The organism is Methylobacterium phyllostachyos, from assembly GCF_900103445.1.
Taxonomy (GTDB): Bacteria; Pseudomonadota; Alphaproteobacteria; order Rhizobiales; family Beijerinckiaceae; genus Methylobacterium; species Methylobacterium phyllostachyos.
This window is the reverse complement of sequence record NZ_FNHS01000017.1, coordinates 56,447-72,697: the sequence shown is the minus strand read 5'-3', so window position 1 is coordinate 72,697 and position 16,251 is coordinate 56,447. Positions and strand designations below refer to the sequence as shown.

Below are 16,251 nucleotides of genomic sequence, written 5' to 3'. Positions count from 1 at the left end.
TCCGGTTACGCTGCGTCGGCCCGAGACGGCAGCAAGGCCCGTAGCTCGCGAACGAGTTCACCGAGCCCGGTCGTACCCTTCGGTAGGACCCGGTCGACCTGCCCGGCGAGACGTCGGCGGTCATCCGCCGTGATGTCCTTGGCGGTGAGCACCACCACAGGCACGTCGCGCCAGTCCGGCCGCTCCCTGAGCCTGCGCAGGAACGTGAAGCCGTCCATTTCCGGCATCATCAGATCGAGGAGGATCAGGCTGGGCCGCTCGCTCGCGACGCGATCCAGCGCGTGCAGGCCGTTCTCGGCCTCACGGACGGGGAAGCCTTCGCGCTCGAGATAGGCGCAGATGTGCGAGCGGACATCGGCCTCGTCCTCGACCACGAGGATCGGTCCCTCGCCGCCCGCGGGGCGGAACCGATCGACGATCTGGCGAAGGTTCATCCAGTCGATCGGCTTCTGCACGTAATCCGTGGCGCCCAACGAGAACGCGAAGGTCTGCTCGTCCAGGACCGTGACCATCACGATCGGCGTCGCCCCGATCTCGGGATCGGCCCGGAGCGCCCGCAGCACGGCCCAGCCGTCCATCTGCGGCATGGTCACATCAAGGAGCACCGCGCGCGGGCGCAGGCTCCGGGCGAGATCGAGGCCCCGCCGCCCGTCCTCGGCGACGGCTACGGAAAATCCTTCGCGCTCCAGGAAGCGGGCGAGCAGGTCGCGGGTCGCGGCATCGTCGTCGATCACCAGCACCGTGTTGCGATCCCCGACCGGCGCGCCGGGCCCGTCCGGATCCGGCGTGTCGGTGCCGGAAAACTGCCGCGGCAACGTCAGCGTGAACGTGGTCCCCTCCCCCTGGCGGCTCTCCACGGTGATCGCGCCGCCGAGCATCTCGGCGAAGGCCTGGGAGATCGCTAGGCCGAGCCCGGTGCCGCCGAAGCGCCGGGTCGTCGAGGCATCGGCCTGGGTGAAGCGCTCGAACAGCTTGCCCACCTGCTCCGCAGTCATGCCGATGCCGGTATCATCAACGGAGAAGCGCAGCGCGTCCCCGGCCCGGGCGACGGAGAGTGTGATCCGGCCGTTCTCTGTGAACTTCGCGGCGTTGCTCAAAAGGTTGATGAGGCACTGGCGCAGCTTCGTCACGTCGGTATGGGCTGTGCCCAGGCCGTCCTCGAGCGCGAGTGCCAGCGTGTTGCCCTTCTTCGCGATCAGGCCTTCGACAGTGGTGGCCACGTCATGCACCACCGCCGCCACGTCGAAATCCTCCGCGTAGATCTCGATCCGGTCGGCCTCGATCTTCGAGATGTCGAGGACGTCATTGATCAGGCCGAGCAGATGCCGCGCGTTGGACTCGATCTTCTTCATGTCTCCGATGAGCCCGGCTTCGCCCAGATCTTCCAGCTCCTCCTGGACCATCTCGGAATAGCCGATCACCGCGGAGAGCGGGGTACGCAGCTCGTGGCTCATGTTCGCCAGGAACTGGCTCTTGGCCGTGTTGGCCGCCTCGGCGGCCGCGCGCGCAGCCTCGATCGCCGCCTCGGCCTGCTTGCGCTCGGTGATGTCGGTATGGGTGCCGACCCATTCGCGCAGGGCACCGTCCGGCTCGACGATCGGGACGGCGCGCACGCTCATGTGACGATAGGATCCGGAGGCATCGCGGATCCGATGCTCCGTCGCGTAGAGCTGACGCGTCGCCACCGCCTGTGCCCACGCGGCCCGGGTGTGGTCGCGATCCTCGGGATGAACGGAGTCCAGGAAGCCGAGGCCGGCATAGGCGGCCTCGTCCTGCCCGGTGAACCGGCTCCAGGCCACCTGACGGCGCTGGAGGCTGCCCTCGGGATTGGCCGTCCAGACGATCGCCGCGCTGGCCTCGATCAGCGAACGGAAGCGCTCCTCGCTGCGGCGCAACCGGGCCTCGGCCAAGTGGCGGATGGTCTCATCGACTACGACAAGGCCTACGCCCTCGACATCCTGACCCTCCTGCCCCGCCGCCACCTCGGCACCCCGCAGCGGGTAGAAACTCATCGAGAAGTGGCGCAGGCCGCCCGGCGCCGAGGGCGCGGGAACCGCGACCGGCACGTTCGGCGAGACCAGCCCCTCGCGGAGCGCAGCGGCGAGCTTGGGCGCCAGCTCCTCCCGCAGGGTCGGCAGCATCGCCCAGATCGGCGCACCGAGATCGGCGCCGAAGCCGCGCTCGCTCATGGTGGCGAGCGCCCGGTTCATGTGGCGGATCTGCAGGTCACGGTCGAGGAAGCCTAGGCCGACAGGGGCATTGGCCAGCACGCCGTCGAGGAGCCGCGACATCCGCAGGGATTCCTGGCGTCGCACCAGGGCGAGCCGCGCCAGCAGCACGATGGCGCCCAGGGCGGACGCCGCCGAAATCAGGAACAGGATCAGGCCGCGTCGATGCACGCGGATCTGCAGGGCCGCGAGATCCCCCGCGGCGACGGCTTGGCGCGCGGCGGCTTCGGTCCGGATCGCGTCCATCAGACGCTTGCCCTCGCCGGTCCGGACGAGATCGGTCGCTGCGTCGAACCCTCGGTCGCGCCGTGCCGCGATCACCCGGGCGGCGAAGTCCCGTTTCTGCGCGATCAGCCCCGCGAGCGACGGGCCACCGGCGCGGACGGGCTCCTGGGCGGCCGCGCCGAGGCTGGCCAGTTCCGCCTCGATCTTGGGGAGGGCGGCCATGTAGGGCGTCAGGTACTCCTCGCTGCCGACCAGCACGAAGCCCCGCTCGGAGGTCTCCAGATCCTTGACCTCGGAGATCAAGCGCTCGACGTCGGCGATGACGGCGTTGGTGCGCGCCGTCGCTAACCGGTCCGCCTCGCCGGCGAGGTAGTTGGCCGTCCCCGCCGCTAGGCCGACCACGAGGAGGATGAACGCGGCGGGCGAGCTGAACAGCGGCCCCAAGGGGCCGGCACTGCGCCAGTTCCGTCGACGCAGGCGGAAGATCGATCCAACGCCGGAACGGGTGCTCATGTCTCGACCAGCCCCGTGCTCGCACCCGACGCTTCGGAATCCGGTTTGCCGTGGGGCAGCGCGAGATAGTCCCGCGAGCGCATCTCGATCAGGCGCGAGACGGTGCGGTCGAATTCGAAGGCCTCGCGACCGCTCTCGGCTTTGTAGAGGTCCTGCGCCTCGGCCGCGGCCGAGGCCACCAGCTTGACGTGCCGGTCGTAGAGCGTGTCGATCAGCGTGATGAAGCGCTTGGCCTCGTTGCGCTCGGCCTCGCCCATGACCGGGATGCCGTCGAGGATCACCGTGTGATAGGCGCGGGCCAGCGCCATGTAGTCGGAGGCGCCGAGAGGCTGCCGGCAGAGATCGTCAAAGCCGAACCGCGCGACCCCGCCTGCCGCCTCGGGGATCGCTACGTCCCGCCCGTGGACCGCCACGGTCGCTGGGCGGCCCTTCGCCGTCCCGGTCAGCCCCTTGAAGGCGGCGTCGAGCGCGGCGCGGGCGCTCGTATCGGCCGGCACATGGTAGACGGCGGCCCCGCCGAGCTTCTCAAGACGGAAATCGGTGCGGGAATCGAGGCGCAGCACCTCCACCCGCTCCTTCAGCGTCGCGACGAAGGGCAGGAACAGCGCCCGGTTGAGTCCGCCCTCGTAAAGACGGTCCGGTTCGACGTTCGAGGTCGCCACCACGGTGACGCCCCGCCGGAACAGGTGATTGAACAGCCGGCCGAGGATCATCGCGTCGGCGATGTCGGTGACCGTGAATTCGTCGAAGCACAGGAGGGTCGCCTCGTCGGCGAGCTGATCGGCCACGGGCCCGATCGGGTCGTCGCCCTTGACGGTGCCGGCCTTCAGCGCTTGCCGATAGGCGTGGATCCGCTCGTGGGCATCGGCCAGGAAGCCGTGGAAGTGGACCCGTCGCTTCGGCTCCGGCGCCGCCTCGTGGAACAGATCCATCAGCATCGTCTTGCCACGCCCGACCGAGCCCCAGATGTAGAGGCCCCGGGTCTGCTCCGGTTCGTCCCGGCGCTTGAAGAGCCAGCCCAGCGCACTGGTCTTGCTCGCGCGCTTGCGGCGCTGGAGATCCTGCAGCAGCCGATCGAGGGCGCGGACGAGACGACCCTGGGCGGGATCCCGCTCGATCACCCCCGACGCGACGAGAGCCTCGTAACGCTCGTGAACGGGACCGGGCGAGACGGCACTGGCCCGCGCCTCCAGCGAGGGCGTGTGATGCATGCCGAGTCTGTCGTTCACGCCGCCGGATCCTCGCAGCTCGCCCTGGCACCAACCGGCGCCGAAGCCCCCGCCTCACGAGGCCGGGTTTCCTCCTGTGCCGGGGAAGACCAATTTGAATCAAGCCCAGGCACGCACCGCCTTCGTCGCGGCGCGCCGGCCTGCGCATGGCAGCCACGCGAATGGCCGAGCCGGCACTCTGCTGCATTGCACAATGCCGCCGGAGGTGCCAGACCGCGCCGGTGTCTAGGGAGGGACGTCCGGATTAACCCGCGCTTCAGCGCGCAACGACCGGAGACCCGACATGGCCGTTCGAGCGAGCAACGTGCCGCTCCACACCATCCGGCGACTGTGGCCCGCCGACCGCAATGCGGTACTTGCCTATTTCCTCCGCCTGGATCCGGAGACCCGGGCGAGCCGGTTCATGGGCAATGTCAGCGAGGCCGGCGTGCGAGCCTATGCCGCGCAGGCGATCCGCGCCGAGGGCGTCATGTATGGCGCATTCGTGGACAACGTCCTGCGCGGGCTCGGCGAGTTGCGGCCGATGGGTCCGGCGCCGTCCCGGTTCGTCCTGGGTCCGCGTGCGGAAGCGGCCTTCGCGGTGGAGCAAGCTTTCCGCCGCCGTGGCCTCGGCGCCGATCTGTTCGCGCGGATCGCCCGCGCCGCACGCCACCGTGGCGTCACCGATCTGCATGTCCGCTGCCTGTCGAGGAACGGTCCGATGCTGCGCCTCGCGGCCAAGCATGGGGCGGCGCTCCAATACGCGGGGAGCGAGATCGACGGGGCGCTGCATCTCGAACGGCCCACGCCGTTCTCGCTCTGGTACGAGGGCATCGCCGAGGCGTTCGATTTCAGCCTGGCGGCGAGCTTCCCTAACCGGGAAGGCGCGCCCGGCTGACATCGCGTTCACCCCATCGCATCAGCCACCAGCGCGAAGGTCAGCAGATCGACGGATCCAGCCCCGCCGCGCCGCAGCGCCCGGGCGGCGGCGTTGCCGGTGGCCCCCGTGGTGGTGACGTCATCGACGAGGAGAACCCGCCGCCCCCGGAGGCGATGCACCTCGGCGGCCGGTACCCGGAACGCGCCGCTCAGATTTTCGGCGCGGGCTGCACGGCTGAGCCCGACCTGCGGACGCGTCGCCCGGACGCGGATCAAACCCGCCGGCGCGAAGTCCAGGTCCGCCCCGGCGGCGATCGCCCGCCCCAGCAGCGCCGCCTGATTGAAGCGACGGCGCCAGAGGCGTGTCCGGTGCAACGGGACTGGGACGACACATTCGGCCTCGGCGATCAGCGCGCGACCGCTCGCCGCCATCATTCGTGCCATCACACCCGCGAGATCGAGGCGGTCTTCGTATTTCAATCGGTGCACGAGGCGGCGGGCCACACCGTCGTAGAGGGCAACAGCGCGGGCCCGCTCGAAGGCCGGCGGATCGGCGATGGCACGGGGCGAGAGCAGCGGCCCGACGCCGAGATCGAGCGCGAAGGGCGTTCCATAGCGCTGGCAGACCGGCTCCTCGATCAGCCGCAGGCCCGACCAGCAGGTTGGGCACAGGGCACCGGGATCGGCGGTGGCGGCACCGCAGCCCGAGCAGGTCGGCGGGTAGATCAACGAAAGAGCCCCGCGCGGCAGGCCGCGCAGGGCGGAGACGACGGCCTGGAATGCCGTCACGTCGGAGTCAGCCGAGGGGGCGGCTCAGCGGGCCGAAACCGGTTGTGCGCCCGTGTTCATCGGCTGCTGGTCCACCTGGCGGTCGCGGGCATTCGCCCGATGGCGACCGATCGCGCAGCCGGCCGCGGCGCCGAGCAGGCCGTGATGGCCCGCGTAGTGACCTGCGATGCCGCCGACGATGGCGCCTTTGATGCAGCCCTTGGCCTCGGCGCCGCTGGCGGCCGTGAGAGCGGCGAGGGCCATGGCGGCCCCGACAAGCATGCGCGTCATGATGCAAAACTCCCGAACGATGGTGGCCCGACGGCCATGTGGTGCAGGAACAGCCACGTTGCCGACTCGTTCCACGAGGATACACCGGCTCACGACTCCGTGCGCCGGTTCGGTCGTGTCGCCGTGATGCCGCTGGCGGGTGAGCATCGGGAATGCCATCTGAACTGCGATGGATACTCCCGCCGCCCTGTTCGACACCGCCCTCGCCCGGCATCGCCTCGCCCGCGCCGGGCGGCTCGGCTATGCGGGCTTCCTGCTCGATCGACTCGCCGAGGATCTCGACGATCGCCTGGGCGCCGTACTCCGCGAGTTCACGAGCGTGCTCGATCTCGCCTCGCCGGCGCCGGCTGCTCTGCCGATCCTGACGGCCCGGTATCCTCTGGCGCGGTGTATCAGGCTGGCAGCGTGTCCGGAGCCAGGACATGGCCGGATCGTCGGCGATCCGGAAAGCCTGCCCCTGGCGGCCGGAAGCCTCGATCTTGCCGTCTCGCTGCTGGCGCTCCATGCCGTCAACGATCTGCCGGGCACGCTGATCCAGTTGCGCCGTGCCCTGCGCCCGGACGGGCTGTTCGTCGGTTGCCTCCTCGGCGGTGCCACCCTCACCGAACTGCGCCAGAGCTTCGGTCAGGCCGAGAGCGAGATTGAAGGGGGGATCAGCCCGCGGGTCGCGCCGTTCGCGGCCGTCCGTGAGGCCGGCGCCCTGCTGCAACGGGCCGGTTTCGCGCTGCCTGTGGCCGATACCGACACGCTCACGGTGCGCTACGCTGACCCGTTCGGCCTGATGCGTGACCTGCGGGCCATGGGCATGACCAACGTGCTCACCGATCGTCGGCGGACGCCGCTCCGCCGGGCGACCCTGCTGCGCGCCGCGGAAATCTACGCGGAGCGCTTCTCCGATCCGGACGGGCGCGTGCGAGCGACCTTCGAGGTGCTCTGGCTCTCCGGCTGGGTGCCGCACGAGAGCCAGCAGAAGGCCTTGCGTCCCGGCAGCGCCACAACGCGCCTCGCCGACGCTCTCGGGACGATCGAGTTGAAACCGAAGGACGGGGAATCACCATGAAACTGCCCGGACCCGACCACCCCATCATCATCACGAGGGAGCCGCGCCGCGTGCGCGTGACCCTTGCTGGAATCGTGATCGCGGATACGCGCCGCGCCCTCCGGCTTGAGGAGGCCCGATATCCCCCGGTCTTCTACGTGCCGCGGAGCGATATTCGTTCTGAGACCTTCGCGGCCTCGGCGCACACGAGTCACTGCCCCTACAAGGGGGATGCACGCTACTTCGACCTGAGGGTTGAGGGAACACATCGGCCCGATGCGGTGTGGAGCTACGAGTCGCCCTATCCTGCGGTGGACCAGATCCGCGATCATGTGGCCTTCTATCCGGATCGCGTCGACTCCATCGCGGTGACCGACTGACGCCGCTTCAGGCGCGGACCAACGACCAGAAGGCGTGTTTGCGGCCATGCTCGCGCCGGAGCTGGGCGCGATAGGCATCCGCGTCCGGCTCGATCGCGCCCGCTTCGAGCCGCGGGGCTAGGCCATCGAGCTCTGTGAGGTAGCGCGCGGCATGTGGGTAGGCCGCGCTACGGCCGTGGGCGAAGACGCCATCGATCAGCCGACGGTACAGGACCGTTGCGGCCAGGGGATGGTCCTGCGCCAGGGCGTCGGCGGCGGGGGCGAGGATCGTGTAGTGCAGGCCTCCGTCCCAGGCGTCGGGCCGCCGCGTCACCAAACGGGCCGCGCGGTGAAGGTCCGGCCACGCGATCAGAAAAGCCAGAGCCCGGTGGGGTTCCGGAAAGGCTTCCGCATGGTCGAGGGCACGCTGCAGCGCCTCCTCGTCCTCGAAATCGGGGAGCTTGGCGAGGAAGCTGCGCAGCATGGGGCCGTCGAGCTCACGCTCGAAGCATCCCCAGCGAAGAGCCTGCGCCTCGCGGCTGTTTCCGAGGGCGTCGAGGATCTCGATCTCCGCGAGTAGGCGCTCGCGCTCCGGCCCCCGCGGATCGAAGCCGGCGATCAGGTCCTCACGGGTGGCGAGCCGCCGCCTGGGATCCTGCGGCCGCCGGATCCAATCCAGGGCCTTGCGCGCACGGCCTGCGGCGAGGAGCCGCCGGGCGATCGCAGTCCGGTTCTCGCCCCCGGGGACGATCGCGCTCTCGAGGGCAATGAACGCGTCCGGATCGCCCCGGCGGTCGGCGATGGCCTGACGCAGACGCAGGACTTGGGTGCGCATCGCCGAGCGATAGGCAGCATGTCCGCTTCGTGACCGGCCAGCCTCGGGTCTGGCAAGCGCTTCGGCCAAGCCCGCGTCGATCTCGGCAAGGGCATCAGCCGGAATCGATGGAATCATCTCCGACAACAGGATCCCGAGGGGTCCGAACGGATCGTCGGTGAACGGGGACACAAGGCTCGTCGCGATCCGCCCGGCCACCTCGGGCGGTAACCCGCCAACGATCGCCACGAAGGCCGCGGACGCCCGCTCGAAGACCCCCTGGACCGCGCCGTTCCCGTCATCCACGCGGTTGAGCACCGCGTCGGCATGGGCGAGGAAGCGCCGGAGCCGGTCGAGGGCTGCGGCAGGATCGAGGGGACGCAGCTCGTCGACGATCACCGTGATGGTGGCGTTGAGATCGGCCGCGAAGGCCCGACGCTTCTGCCAATCGATATAGCCCTGGGCGCCTTCGAGCGCAGTCAGCCGCCGGTCGACGATGGCCGCGACGGCGTCGGGCCCCTGTAGCGAGGCGAGTGCCGCGGTGACCAGCTTCTTGAAGCCAGGATTGCGCGCCGTCTCACCGAGGATCAGCCCGATCAGCCTGTCGGCGCCGAGGGCCGCCAGCGTCTCGGGCGACGGCGTCGTGCGCCGCGCGCCCTTCGGCAGGCCCGGCGCCTTCGGCTTCACCGCCCGAGCGCGCGCCACGACGGCTCCTGTCGATGCGCCGGCTTCCGCACGATCGTTGCGTCCCTGCGGCTACTCGACGACCTTGGCGTGCGGCCGGTCGTTGCCCTGGGCGGTCTCATCGTGCCAGCCGCCAGCTTGATCCTGGTAGCGGATGCCCTCGGTCGAGCCTGGAACCTGCTGCTCGGCGGCCGCCGCCTGGGCCGCCTGAAGCGCCTCCTCGCGGCTCGGGAAGGTCTCGGAGAACACATCGCCCACCTTGTAGGCGAAGCCGCCATCATGCTCGACGATGCGATAGGTAACCTCGGACATCACGCCTCCTGTACGCGCCCTTTGTCGTTGAGCGCGAACCCGCCGGACGCGCCACGGTTCCAGACGGTCTGCGGCGTCGGCCTCCGATCCGCCGGAAAGTGGATCTAGCCTGGGTGCCTCCCAGTACGGCAACGACGACGATGCAGCTCCGAACGATCCTCGCCCTCGCCCTTCTCCTCGTCGCGCTGCCGGCGAACGCTGAAGACGGGTTTCTCGACAAGCTTTTCGGCGGTTCGGGGCGCGGAGCGCCGCCCAATCCCTTCGCGTCGAACTATCCCTCCGCCGCACCCACGGCCGACGAGGTCCGGGCCGAGCGCCAGAGGCGGGCCGGTCGCGGCGAGCGCGGCGTCAGCCAAACGGGTCCCCTGCCCCCGGGCCGCATCCCCGAGGAGTGAGGCTGCTCAAGGGGCTCCGACGACGCCCGCCTCGTCCTGCGCCTGGAGCACGTCCGGGCGGGGCATCGAGATGATGTTGTACCCGGCATCCACGAAGTGGACCTCGCCGGTCACGCCGCCCGACAGCGGCGACAGCAGGTAGAGGGCCGAGCCGCCGACATCCTCCAGGCTGACGGTCCGCCGCAGGGGAGCATGGGCGCGCTGGTGGTTGAACATCAGCCGTGCGTCGGCGATCCCGGCACCCGCCAGCGTCCGCATCGGCCCGGCCGACAGGGCGTTCACCCGGATCCCGTTCGGGCCGAGATCGCTGGCGAGGTAACGGACCGAGGCTTCGAGCGCCGCCTTGGCGATGCCCATCACGTTGTAGTTCGGCATGACCCGCGTCGAGCCGCCATACGTGAGCGTCAGCAGCGAGCCGCCGGCCTTCATCCGCTTGGCGGCGCGCTGGGCAATTTCGGTGAAGGAGAAGCACGAGATCGTCATCGTACGCACGAAATTCTCGCGCGTGGTCACATCGACGTAGCGGCCTTTGAGCTGCGCTTTGTCGGAGAACCCGATGGCATGCACGACGAAATCGAGCCCGCCGTCGAAGCGTGCATCGAGCGCTTCGAATACGGCATCGACCGAGCTCGTATCCTCGACGTCGCAGGGCAGGACGACGTCCGAATCGAGCTGCGCGGCGAGTGGCGTGACACGCCGGCCGAGAGCTTCGCCTTGATAAGTGAAGGCGAGTTGCGCGCCCTGTCCGTGGAGTGCCTTGGCGATGCCCCATGCGATCGAGTGATCGTTGGCGACGCCCATGATCAGGCCGCGCCTGCCCGCCATCAAACCCGTCATGCCGACACATGTCCCGAACGAGTGCACCGCGCCCGGATCCCGGGGCAGACCGCGATGCGCTCGACCGAACCGCGGCAGGGTGCCTTAGCGCGCCTCGCCGCGCGATCCAAACGCGTCGGCGTACCAGGACGGACAAAAAAGCCCCGCCGAATGGGCGGGGCGTTCACGAACTGCCAGTCGCGATCAGAAATGGCCGTCCGTACGGGACTCCGCCTCCCTGATCAGGGCCTGCTTGGCATAGATCGCCGCACACCCGGCGAGCATCAGCCCACCCAACGTTCCGAAGATGAACGTCCCCATGGCCGCCCCCGAAATCTCAACGGTCGGTAAACGCCGCCCTCACGGCGGCGGTTCCGGGTGCTTCAGGCGTCGATGTGCTTCAGCACCAGCGTCGCGTTGGTCCCGCCGAATCCGAAGGAATTCGTCAGGACATGGCCGAGCTTGGCGTTATCCCGGCGCGCCCGCAGGATCGGCATGTCGGCGAAGGCCGGGTCCAGCGTATCGATATGGGCGCTCTCGCAGATGAAACCGTTGTTCATCATCAGGAGGCTGTAGATCGCCTCCTGAACGCCGGTGGCGCCGAGCGAATGGCCGGTCAGTGACTTCGTGGCAGCGATCGGAGGGCACACCTCGCCGCGGCCGAAGACCTCGCGGATCGCCTCGATCTCCTTCTCGTCCCCGACCGGGGTCGAGGTGGCGTGCGGATTGATGTAGTCGATCCGGGCGCCCTTCAGGCTCTCGATCGCCTGGCGCATGCAGCGCACCGCGCCCTCGCCGGACGGCGCCACCATGTCGTGCCCGTCCGACGTCGCGCCGTAGCCCGCGATCTCCCCGTAGATCCGCGCGCCACGCGCCTTGGCGTGCTCCAACTCCTCCAGGACCAGCACGCCGGCGCCGCCCGCGATGACGAACCCGTCGCGGTTGGCGTCGTAGGCCCGGGAGGCCCGGGCCGGTGTGTCGTTGTACTTCGACGACATGGCGCCCATGGCGTCGAACAGCACCGACAGCGTCCAGTCTAGATCCTCGCAGCCGCCCGCGAAGATGATGTCTTGGCGGCCGCCTTGAATGATCTCCGCGGCGTTGCCGATGCAGTGGTTCGACGTCGCGCAGGCCGATGAGATCGAGTAGTTCACGCCGCGGATCTTGAACCACGTGGCGAGCGTCGCTGAGGCGGTCGACGACATCGCCTTCGGCACCGCGAATGGGCCGATCCGCTTCGGCCCCTTGTCGCGGGCGATGGCGGCGGCCTCGACGATCACCCGGGTCGAGGGGCCACCCGAGCCCATGATGATGCCGGTGCGCTCGTTCGAGACATCGCCCGCGTCCAGCCCGGCATCGGCGATCGCCTGATCCATGGCGACGTGATTCCAGGCGGTGCCGCCGCCGTGGAAGCGCATGGCGCGCCTATCCACCGCGCCCTCCGGGTCGAGGGTCGGCGCGCCGGAGACTTGGCTGCGGAAGCCGTGCTCGGCGTAGCTGGCGTCGCGCGCGATGCCCGAGCGGGCTTCGCGCAGGGAGGCCAGCACCTCTTGCGTGTTGTTGCCGATGGACGAGACGATGCCCATCCCGGTGATGACGACACGGCGCATGATGGTGACGATACCTCCGTCGCGGCGTCGCTCGCCCGCGCCGCGTCCCGGTCAGCTAAGATGACGCGGACACAATCTCAACCGCCGAAGACGCCCAACGTTGCGACCAAGCCGCCGAGGGCGCCCCCGAACCGGTCCATTCAGCTCTGGAACAGGCCGACGCGCATGTCCTGCACTTGGTAGACGCGCTCGCCGTCGGCCTCGAGCCAGCCGTCGCCGATGCCGAGGACGAGCTTGCCCTGGCGGACCCGCTTCACATCGACGTTGTAGACGACTCGCTTCATCGACGGCAGCACCTGGCCGGCGAGCTTCACCTCGCCCACGCCCAGCGCGCGTCCGCGGCCCGGCGAGCCGAGCCAACCGAGATGGAAGCCGAGCATCTGCCACAGGGCGTCGAGCCCCAGGCAGCCTGGCATCACGGGGTCGCCCTGGAAGTGGCAGGGGAAGAACCAGAGGTCGGGCCGGATATCCAGTTCGGCCGTCACATGGCCCTTGCCGTGGGCGCCGCCGTCCGTGGCGATCGAGGTGATCCGATCGAACATCAGCATCGGCGGCAACGGCAGTTGCGCGTTCCCGGCCCCGAAGAGTTCGCCCCGCCCGCAGGCCAGAAGGTCCTCGTAGGAGTAGTGCGATCGGCGGTTTCCCTGCGGCGCAGAGGTTTCGGCGTCTGGCGGCATTGCGTTGGCTGTGTCCTCGGATCTGCGAGCGCGTCGCGTTCGCCGACGTAGGCCGTAGCCCCGTCCTGTGGCGCGCGGGTTAGCACGGGGCGATGCGCCTTCAAAGCCACGGGCCTTCGTCAAGCGGCACAGCGCGGCTTGGGTTGCGACCATAGACCCAGTTCCATATACTGACGGGAATCCTCTCAGGCCCCTCTGTCGAGCGTTCAGTCTAGCGATGTCCGAACCGGTGCCCTTCCAGGCCGTCTTCAATGGGCGGGTCCCCGCTCCCCAGTTGGACGCCAACGGGACGCCGCGCCGCGGTTGCCCCCTCTCCGACCTGCGCGATCGTCTGCGCCGGGCGGGCCTGCGGCCGACGCGGCAGCGCCTGTCCCTGGGCTGGCTGCTGTTCGGCCGGGGCGACCGCCACCTGACGGCCGAGATGCTCTACGACGAGGCGATGCGGGCCAAGGTGCCGGTTTCGCTGGCCACGGTCTACAACACGCTGCACCAGTTCACCGAGGCCGGGCTTCTGCGTCAGCTCGCACTCGACGGGTCGAAGGCCTACTTCGACACGAACCCGAGTGAGCATCACCATTTCTACCTGGAGGACGAGAGCCAAGTGATCGACATGCCCGATTGCGGGATCACAGTCGATTCGCTGCCTGAGGCGCCTGAGGGCATGGAGATCGCCGGTGTCGAGGTGATCGTCCGCCTGCGCCGCGCTCGGCCGAACGCGCGCCGCCAGAGCTGAGCCGGCGGCTCGACGACTAGGATTATCGAGGGGCCCGGTATCATCCGGGCCCTTTTGTGTTTCGGGGTGCGCTACTCGACGAGCTCGTTCGGGTAGACGCCCCAGAGGCGGTTCTGGCGGATATAGCCATCCACGTCCCGCTTGTTGGGCAGTGCCACGATCAAGCGGCACCACGTGCCGGTGCAGCTCTTCACGCTGCCGATCACGCCCGTCTGAAGCTTGGCCTCGTCCTCGGCGCCGTCGTCGGCCTTGGCGCGCAGCGAAACAGCCGCTTTCTCGATGCCCTTGTTGGGGCCGGCATTGACGATCGCGGTGCGCCGCCCCGAGAGCAGTGAGTGCAGGACCCAGCCTTCGGTCCCCTCGGAATCGCGGATCCGGCGCCAGGTCTCGAACTCGCCGACGATCTCCACCGGCAATCCGGCCCGCTGGAACACCCAAAGCGTGCGGTGATCCTTGGACGGCCCCTCGCGCAGGTTGACGCGGTCGGTCTTCAGACTGGCATAGCGCGGAAGCGGCAGTTTGGTGACCGGGCCGATCCCGGTCTCGATCGGCGCCGCGGGGGCGGCTCCCGCGCCGGTCGTGAGGCCACCTGCCAGCAGCGCCGCGACGGCGAAGCTGAGGCGTAACACACGCATGATCGTCTCCCTGTCCGGACGTCGATGGTGACGAATGGGTCTGTCGAAAGCGAGGCCCCTTCGGCGTGCGGGCCGTGCCGGCATCCGATTGTGTTCCGGCCCACCTCTGGTAGAGAGTCGACTGGACCGGGACAGGCGCCGGAACCGGCGCCGGGCGACCGGTCCTGTCTGGCCGAATTCGGTTAACGGACGCTTGCGTGGGGCGGCCCCGCCGCGATCACGCCGCAGAGCTGACGGGGAGAGAAACGTGTCGAAGCGCAAGCCGCTGGTGGTCGTGACGCGACGGCTGCCGGATGCCGTCGAGACGCGGATGCGTGAGTTGTTCGACGTTCGTCTGAGTTCGGACGATGCGCCCATGGCGGCCGAGACGATGGCCGCAGCCCTGCGCGACGCCGATGTCCTGGTCCCCACCGTCACCGATGAGATCGATGCCGGGCTGATCGCCCAGGCCGGTCCGAACCTGCGGCTCATCGCGAATTTCGGCAACGGCGTCGATCACATCGACGTCGCGGCGGCGCTGGAGCGCGGCATCACGGTCACCAACACGCCGGGCGTGCTGACCGAGGACACCGCCGACATGACGATGGCGCTGATTCTCGCCGTGGCCCGCCGGGTCGCCGAGGGCGCTCGGATCATTCCGGACGACGAGTGGACCACGGGTTGGTCGCCGACCTGGATGCTCGGGCGGCGGATCACCGGCAAGCGGCTCGGCATCGTCGGCATGGGCCGCATCGGCCAGGCGCTCGCCAAGCGCGCCCGGGCCTTCGGCCTGCAGATCCACTACCACAACCGCCGTCGGGTGCCGGCTGCCATCGAGGGGGCGCTCGACGCGACCTACTGGGAATCCCTCGACCAGATGCTCGCGCGCGTCGATATCGTGTCGGTGAACTGCCCGCACACGCCCGCGACCTACCACCTGCTGTCCGCGCGGCGGCTCAAGCTGCTGAAGCCCGAGGCGGTGGTGGTGAACACCGCCCGCGGCGAGGTGATCGACGAGAACGCCCTGGCGCGCCTGATCGAGGGTGGCGAGATCTCGGCCGCCGGCCTCGACGTGTTCGAGCAGGAGCCGGCCGTCAGCCCCCGCCTCGTGAAGCTGGCCCGGCAGGGGAAGGTCGTGCTGCTGCCCCATATGGGCTCGGCGACCTACGAGAGCCGCATCGACATGGGCGAGAAGGTCATCATCAACATCAAGACCTTCATGGACGGTCACCGGCCGCCGGACCGGATCCTGCCCAGCATGCTGTGATCCGCCGCGGCCGGTGAGACGGCGACGCCGCCTCACAGCGTGAGGGCGGTCGTCGGTCGCTTTGAGGCCTCGACGCTCTGGAACAGCCGCTCCGTCGTCAGCTTCAGGAAGTAGAAGCCGAAATCCGGGTTCTGGTAGTAGAGTTCCTTGAGGTTGGAATAGGTCACGCACAGCGCCTTGCCGGGCTCTGTGCAGATCAGCGACGCCGTGCGCGCATTACCGGGCGAGAGCAGGCCCAGTTCGCCGACGATCCCGCCCGACCGCACCTCGATATCTAGCTCCGGGACCCGGAAGACTCCGCTTTCGACGTAGTACATCTCCTGGGCTGGGTCACCGGCGCGGAACACCGTTTCACCTGCCCCGAACGCGCGTTCCGACCCGAAGGGGCGCAACCACTTGAACGACAGGTCGCCCTCCGCAGCCGCCTTCGTTTCGCGCAATAGACGGAACATCTGCCACAGCCGGTAGAGGGCGAGCGGCAGCTCGAACAGCTCGGTGATGATCACCGGCCAGCTATTAATCAATATTCCGTAGGCTATAAGGACGGAGCTCGCGCATATACCGATAACGCGCAGGGGTATCATGGTGGTCATCGCAGTAGAAATAACGACCAGTCCAGTTCCTAGAAATCCGATTGCTTCAACCCAATCCATCTCGACCCCCGTCACGCTGTTAAAGCGCAGCAGGTAGCTTGGGCAAACCGAATTCAGCAAGCACCGCGATGCGTCGCCGTGATGCGTATTGCACATTAATGAAGCAGAAAATACGTTAGTATCCGTAGTATCGCCGTGGTATTATTTGGATGAAGCAATTATATAT

At 68.8% G+C, this 16,251-nt stretch carries 17 protein-coding genes; 6 read left to right on the top strand and 11 right to left on the bottom strand.

All coding sequences use genetic code 11. The features are described from left to right. Nucleotides 1-5: 5 nt before the first annotated feature. Both BLQ49_RS23785 and zapE read right to left on the bottom strand, forming a co-directional pair. Nucleotides 6-2,966 carry a response regulator gene (locus BLQ49_RS23785; protein ID WP_091720629.1) on the bottom strand — a complete coding sequence of 987 codons (2,961 nt, stop codon included), beginning with the start codon at nucleotides 2,964-2,966 and terminating at the stop codon, nucleotides 6-8. Then, on the bottom strand, nucleotides 2,963-4,177 hold the full coding sequence (gene zapE / locus BLQ49_RS23780) for a cell division protein ZapE (RefSeq protein ID WP_091720625.1): 1,215 nt from the start codon (nucleotides 4,175-4,177) through the stop codon (nucleotides 2,963-2,965). The genes BLQ49_RS23785 and zapE overlap by 4 nt, the downstream gene beginning before the upstream one ends. A 301-nt stretch (nucleotides 4,178-4,478) precedes the next feature. On the opposite strand from zapE, the gene BLQ49_RS23775 reads away from it, so the two are divergent. Next, nucleotides 4,479-5,072: a GNAT family N-acetyltransferase gene (locus tag BLQ49_RS23775; protein WP_091720622.1), complete on the top strand. Its 594-nt coding sequence runs from the start codon at nucleotides 4,479-4,481 to the stop codon at nucleotides 5,070-5,072. An 8-nt stretch (nucleotides 5,073-5,080) separates the two neighbouring features. On the opposite strand, the gene BLQ49_RS23770 is transcribed toward BLQ49_RS23775, so the two are convergent. Together BLQ49_RS23770 and BLQ49_RS23765 are read right to left on the bottom strand one after the other, a co-directional pair. After that, nucleotides 5,081-5,842 (bottom strand): ComF family protein, encoded by a 762-nt coding sequence (locus tag BLQ49_RS23770; protein WP_091720619.1) that lies wholly within the window; start codon nucleotides 5,840-5,842, stop codon nucleotides 5,081-5,083. 24 nt (nucleotides 5,843-5,866) lie between these two features. Then, complete coding sequence (locus BLQ49_RS23765) at nucleotides 5,867-6,112, bottom strand: hypothetical protein (protein ID WP_091720616.1); 246 nt, start codon at nucleotides 6,110-6,112, stop codon at nucleotides 5,867-5,869. 169 nt (nucleotides 6,113-6,281) lie between these two features. Here BLQ49_RS23765 and BLQ49_RS23760 point away from each other — a divergent pair, with 169 nt between their 5' ends. Together BLQ49_RS23760 and BLQ49_RS23755 are read left to right on the top strand one after the other, a co-directional pair. Then, entirely contained in the window at nucleotides 6,282-7,172 is an 891-nt protein-coding gene (locus BLQ49_RS23760) for a methyltransferase domain-containing protein (RefSeq protein ID WP_091720613.1), read from the top strand. After that, on the top strand, nucleotides 7,169-7,531 hold the full coding sequence (locus BLQ49_RS23755) for a DUF427 domain-containing protein (protein WP_091720611.1): 363 nt from the start codon (nucleotides 7,169-7,171) through the stop codon (nucleotides 7,529-7,531). Before BLQ49_RS23760 ends, BLQ49_RS23755 begins: the two co-directional genes overlap by 4 nt. 7 nt (nucleotides 7,532-7,538) lie before the next feature. Here the strand turns inward: BLQ49_RS23755 and BLQ49_RS23750 are convergent, their stop codons facing one another. Beyond that, nucleotides 7,539-9,029, bottom strand: coding sequence for a DUF6880 family protein (locus BLQ49_RS23750; RefSeq protein WP_091720608.1), 1,491 nt, complete (start codon nucleotides 9,027-9,029; stop codon nucleotides 7,539-7,541). Between the two features lie 51 nt (nucleotides 9,030-9,080). Further along, nucleotides 9,081-9,320 (bottom strand): hypothetical protein, encoded by a 240-nt coding sequence (locus BLQ49_RS23745; protein WP_091720605.1) that lies wholly within the window; start codon nucleotides 9,318-9,320, stop codon nucleotides 9,081-9,083. Nucleotides 9,321-9,460: 140 nt separating this feature from the next. Between BLQ49_RS23745 and BLQ49_RS23740 the strand changes: the two genes are divergently transcribed. Continuing rightward, a complete protein-coding gene (locus BLQ49_RS23740) occupies nucleotides 9,461-9,715 on the top strand; it encodes a hypothetical protein (protein ID WP_091720602.1) in 255 nt (84 codons plus the stop codon). Between the two features lie 6 nt (nucleotides 9,716-9,721). Here BLQ49_RS23740 and fabI read toward each other — a convergent pair whose 3' ends face one another. The 3 genes from fabI to fabA form a co-directional block, all read right to left on the bottom strand. Beyond that, nucleotides 9,722-10,552, bottom strand: a complete 831-nt coding sequence (gene fabI, locus BLQ49_RS23735; protein ID WP_091720598.1) for an enoyl-ACP reductase FabI — start codon at nucleotides 10,550-10,552, stop codon at nucleotides 9,722-9,724. A gap of 362 nt (nucleotides 10,553-10,914) precedes the next feature. Next, nucleotides 10,915-12,141, bottom strand: a complete 1,227-nt coding sequence (fabB, locus tag BLQ49_RS23730) for a beta-ketoacyl-ACP synthase I (protein WP_091720595.1) — start codon at nucleotides 12,139-12,141, stop codon at nucleotides 10,915-10,917. Between the two features lie 140 nt (nucleotides 12,142-12,281). Continuing rightward, nucleotides 12,282-12,818: a bifunctional 3-hydroxydecanoyl-ACP dehydratase/trans-2-decenoyl-ACP isomerase gene (gene fabA, locus BLQ49_RS23725; protein ID WP_091720592.1), complete on the bottom strand. Its 537-nt coding sequence runs from the start codon at nucleotides 12,816-12,818 to the stop codon at nucleotides 12,282-12,284. A 217-nt stretch (nucleotides 12,819-13,035) separates the two neighbouring features. On the opposite strand from fabA, the gene irr reads away from it, so the two are divergent. Next, on the top strand, nucleotides 13,036-13,551 hold the full coding sequence (irr, locus tag BLQ49_RS23720; RefSeq protein WP_091720590.1) for a Fur family transcriptional regulator Irr: 516 nt from the start codon (nucleotides 13,036-13,038) through the stop codon (nucleotides 13,549-13,551). A 71-nt stretch (nucleotides 13,552-13,622) separates the two neighbouring features. Here irr and BLQ49_RS23715 read toward each other — a convergent pair whose 3' ends face one another. Then, a complete protein-coding gene (locus tag BLQ49_RS23715; RefSeq protein ID WP_091720587.1) occupies nucleotides 13,623-14,186 on the bottom strand; it encodes an SH3 domain-containing protein in 564 nt (187 codons plus the stop codon). 247 nt (nucleotides 14,187-14,433) lie between these two features. Here BLQ49_RS23715 and BLQ49_RS23710 point away from each other — a divergent pair, with 247 nt between their 5' ends. Next, the gene (locus tag BLQ49_RS23710; RefSeq protein WP_091720584.1) at nucleotides 14,434-15,432 is read left to right on the top strand and encodes a 2-hydroxyacid dehydrogenase; all 999 of its coding nucleotides are present in this window, start codon (nucleotides 14,434-14,436) and stop codon (nucleotides 15,430-15,432) included. Between the two features lie 32 nt (nucleotides 15,433-15,464). Here the strand turns inward: BLQ49_RS23710 and BLQ49_RS23705 are convergent, their stop codons facing one another. After that, nucleotides 15,465-16,085 (bottom strand): Crp/Fnr family transcriptional regulator, encoded by a 621-nt coding sequence (locus BLQ49_RS23705; protein WP_091720744.1) that lies wholly within the window; start codon nucleotides 16,083-16,085, stop codon nucleotides 15,465-15,467. Nucleotides 16,086-16,251 lie beyond the last annotated feature (166 nt).

Bases quoted from the DNA above. Each gene is read 5' to 3' on its own strand.
- BLQ49_RS23775 (WP_091720622.1), top strand. From the start codon at position 4,479: ATGGCCGTTCGAGCGAGCAACGTGCCGCTCCACACCATCCGGCGACTG.
- fabA (WP_091720592.1), bottom strand. From the start codon at position 12,818: ATGCCGCCAGACGCCGAAACCTCTGCGCCGCAGGGAAACCGCCGATCG.
- BLQ49_RS23760 (WP_091720613.1), top strand. From the start codon at position 6,282: ATGGATACTCCCGCCGCCCTGTTCGACACCGCCCTCGCCCGGCATCGC.
- BLQ49_RS23740 (WP_091720602.1), top strand. From the start codon at position 9,461: ATGCAGCTCCGAACGATCCTCGCCCTCGCCCTTCTCCTCGTCGCGCTG.
- fabB (WP_091720595.1), bottom strand. From the start codon at position 12,141: ATGCGCCGTGTCGTCATCACCGGGATGGGCATCGTCTCGTCCATCGGC.
- BLQ49_RS23745 (WP_091720605.1), bottom strand. From the start codon at position 9,320: ATGTCCGAGGTTACCTATCGCATCGTCGAGCATGATGGCGGCTTCGCC.
- BLQ49_RS23755 (WP_091720611.1), top strand. From the start codon at position 7,169: ATGAAACTGCCCGGACCCGACCACCCCATCATCATCACGAGGGAGCCG.
- BLQ49_RS23765 (WP_091720616.1), bottom strand. From the start codon at position 6,112: ATGACGCGCATGCTTGTCGGGGCCGCCATGGCCCTCGCCGCTCTCACG.
- BLQ49_RS23705 (WP_091720744.1), bottom strand. From the start codon at position 16,085: ATGGATTGGGTTGAAGCAATCGGATTTCTAGGAACTGGACTGGTCGTT.
- irr (WP_091720590.1), top strand. From the start codon at position 13,036: ATGTCCGAACCGGTGCCCTTCCAGGCCGTCTTCAATGGGCGGGTCCCC.
- BLQ49_RS23785 (WP_091720629.1), bottom strand. From the start codon at position 2,966: ATGAGCACCCGTTCCGGCGTTGGATCGATCTTCCGCCTGCGTCGACGG.
- zapE (WP_091720625.1), bottom strand. From the start codon at position 4,177: ATGCATCACACGCCCTCGCTGGAGGCGCGGGCCAGTGCCGTCTCGCCC.
- fabI (WP_091720598.1), bottom strand. From the start codon at position 10,552: ATGACGGGTTTGATGGCGGGCAGGCGCGGCCTGATCATGGGCGTCGCC.
- BLQ49_RS23715 (WP_091720587.1), bottom strand. From the start codon at position 14,186: ATGCGTGTGTTACGCCTCAGCTTCGCCGTCGCGGCGCTGCTGGCAGGT.